The organism is Acidobacteriota bacterium (genome assembly GCA_003225175.1).
Classification (GTDB): Bacteria; Acidobacteriota; Terriglobia; order Terriglobales; family Acidobacteriaceae; genus Gp1-AA112.
Window position 1 is genome coordinate 1 of sequence record QIBA01000182.1, and the last position, 2,425, is coordinate 2,425.

Annotated in this window: 5 protein-coding genes; 4 read left to right on the forward strand and 1 reads right to left on the reverse strand. The window is 53.0% G+C overall.

Translation table 11 applies throughout. The features are described from left to right. The 3 genes from DMG62_24275 to DMG62_24285 form a co-directional block, all read left to right on the forward strand. Nucleotides 1-243: hypothetical protein (locus DMG62_24275; GenBank protein ID PYY19775.1), on the forward strand; the 243-nt coding region annotated here is incomplete at its 5' end. 115 nt (nt 244-358) lie between these two features. Continuing rightward, nucleotides 359-577 carry a hypothetical protein gene (locus tag DMG62_24280; GenBank protein PYY19776.1) on the forward strand — a complete coding sequence of 73 codons (219 nt, stop codon included), beginning with the start codon at nt 359-361 and terminating at the stop codon, nt 575-577. Between the two features lie 25 nt (nt 578-602). Continuing rightward, nucleotides 603-1,565, forward strand: a complete 963-nt coding sequence (locus DMG62_24285) for a hypothetical protein (GenBank protein ID PYY19777.1) — start codon at nt 603-605, stop codon at nt 1,563-1,565. A gap of 404 nt (nt 1,566-1,969) precedes the next feature. On the opposite strand, the gene DMG62_24290 is transcribed toward DMG62_24285, so the two are convergent. Beyond that, nucleotides 1,970-2,191, reverse strand: a complete 222-nt coding sequence (locus DMG62_24290) for a hypothetical protein (protein PYY19778.1) — start codon at nt 2,189-2,191, stop codon at nt 1,970-1,972. Between DMG62_24290 and DMG62_24295 the strand changes: the two genes are divergently transcribed. Then, a partial coding sequence (locus tag DMG62_24295) for a hypothetical protein (GenBank protein ID PYY19779.1) occupies nt 2,190-2,425 on the forward strand: 236 nt, incomplete at its 3' end. The two genes, DMG62_24290 and DMG62_24295, sit on opposite strands and share 2 nt — an antisense overlap.

The window sequence follows — 2,425 nt, forward strand, 5'->3', positions numbered from 1 at the left end:
CTCCTGCGCGATTTTTTTAACTTATCGCCTGACATTCCTCCGGAGGAGATCACCGAGAAAAAGATTGGGGCATGGGATTCCCTCGCCATGGTGCAATTAATCGCAGATTTGCAGGGGACCTTCTCGGTCGAATTTGATTTGGACGAAATCGGCTCGTTGCGAAGTTACGACGAAATTCACACGGCCCTTTGCAGAAAGGGCGTTGCTTTAAGAGGGGTCAACGGTTTCACGATCGTGAAATGATCACGAGTTCTCCGAAGCGGTCGCTAATCTGGCACAGGGCTATTGAATGAATGATCTTACTCCGGGCCGAGTGCGACAATTCCTTTTAGACAAATACTCTCGGTCAATCAAAGAAATGGGACTCGATCCGGCCGAACTTCCGGACAATTTTGATTTCCTCTTTAAGGGCGTGATCGATTCTTTCGGTATCCTTGAGATGGTCAGTTCGATCGAGGATGAATTCCACATTCAACTCGACATCGCCACCCTGGATGCGGAACAAATCACAATGTTGGGCCCGCTGTCACAGTATGCTGCGGAAAATGCCAAGCCAGATCTACCCGCCGGCGCATAGTCAGACGGTCTTCGTGGATTGATCTATGATACTTCTCTATCAGCACGCGCTCATTTTCATCCACGGACTTTACTACCAGCTCGGCAGTATCCGTCGCGACCTGAATGAATTGAAGGCTGAGAAACTTCTTATCGGCGACGTTAAGGCTTTGAGCGCCGTCGCTTATCGCCAAAACTTCGGGTTGGGCAGAGATGAGACGCTTTTGAGTCTGGCTACTGTCCCATTATCCTCCGCTTTGCGAAGTGCTGGAGAACCGCGCGGCCTGGTCTTTCAGCACTGCTACGCCGAGAGCGCCGTCGTGCGCTACGATGTGAACGAAACGGATATAGCGTTGCGAAATCGTTACTTTCCCGCGGAGGTGATGCGAGAGCTTCAAATTGATCATGTGCCGTACTTCTGTTCATTTGCCAGCGGCTGCGCAGGGTTCGCCTCAGTCCTGCTAGCTGCAGCGGCTCTGTTCTCGAATTCAGAGGGGCGCCCGGCGATCTGCGTGATGGCCGACAGTATGCCTCCTGGCGTGCCTTATGACATGGTGCGAGAACGGATTCTAGGTTCGGACCACAGCTCTGCCTTTGTAATCGGGCATGAGCAGCATGGTTATCAATTGTTAGGAATCAACTACTACTCCACAACGCGCACCGCAGTCTCTTTTGTTGAGATCGTGAAACGCACTGTGCAAATGGTCCAGGAGCTTGCGACCAGCCTCGATTTGGATCTGGCAGGGAGTGATGTGGCTATCCATTATCCGAATATTTTCCCGGACACGTGGAAGATGGTGACACGGTATCTCCGGATACCTTGTGTCGAACATGTGATGGATGAAATGGCCGAACGTGCACATTGCATGGCTTCGGACTCGGTCATTTCGCTGGCTAAGCTGCATCGTGGCCAGCGCGGCCGACTTCATGTGGTCGTCAATTACGGTGTCGGACTTCACCTGGCCGTTTCTATCTTTAAGGAGCACAATTCCAATGGAACCGAAAGGTGATCATGATTTTCCTCAGCGGTCTCCCAATCAATTCGTGGAGCGACGCTCTTTTGCGGATGCAAAATCGGTTTCAGAAAAATAGCGAATGACATTTCAAGATGAGGAGCCGCCGGAGCGGTTTATCCGGGGCCTTAAAAATCGAATCCTTCAGGCGCTTGCTCGTCACGCGCCAGGCGCCAGGAGCTGGAGGGTCTGGCTCAACCGATGGCGCGGTGTTCATATCGGCAAAGACGTTTGGATTGGCTATGACGCAATCATCGAGACGTGGTCGCCCAAGCTAGTCACAATCCGGGATCGGGCGACGGTTCCGATACCGCAACGACATCGCGCATTTTCGCGAGCAAAGAGGCGCCCTCATCGAGGAAGATGCGACGGTAGGCCCGGGTGCGATTATCTCACAAATGTTACGATTGGGAAGGGGCCATCGTGGTCGCTGGGAGATAGTTACAAAGTCCGTGCCGGCGCGAACGGTTGTGCAAGGCAATCCCGCCCGGCCCATCGCCACGGTTGATCTGCGCTTGAGGTTGGACGTTTCGCTGAAGGAATTTTCCAAGCACCGTCGGAACGTAGATCGCGGTGGTTTTTATCTTGCCTATCAACAAGTGTGTGAAGTAAACAGGCCACATGACGCAAAAGACTCGCAAGAACGGCGAACTAGGAGGCTTTCATTGCTGTTTCGCGCTATTAGCGATTGCAGCGCTCGCCTGCGCCGGATGCCAGACGAAGTGGCCGCCTTTGCCGTACCCACCAGGTCCTTACACTGCTGTAAGACTTTCCCCCGGAGATACGATCAAGATTGCGTTCGCCGAAAACGCCGATCTGGACCAAACACAAAAGATTCGCCGCGACGGCAAAGTAAG

Excerpts from the sequence above, each read along its gene's own strand:
- DMG62_24280 (PYY19776.1), top strand. The coding sequence starts at position 359 with ATGGGACTCGATCCGGCCGAACTTCCGGACAATTTTGATTTCCTCTTT.
- DMG62_24290 (PYY19778.1), bottom strand. The coding sequence starts at position 2,191 with ATGTGGCCTGTTTACTTCACACACTTGTTGATAGGCAAGATAAAAACC.
- DMG62_24285 (PYY19777.1), top strand. The coding sequence starts at position 603 with ATGATACTTCTCTATCAGCACGCGCTCATTTTCATCCACGGACTTTAC.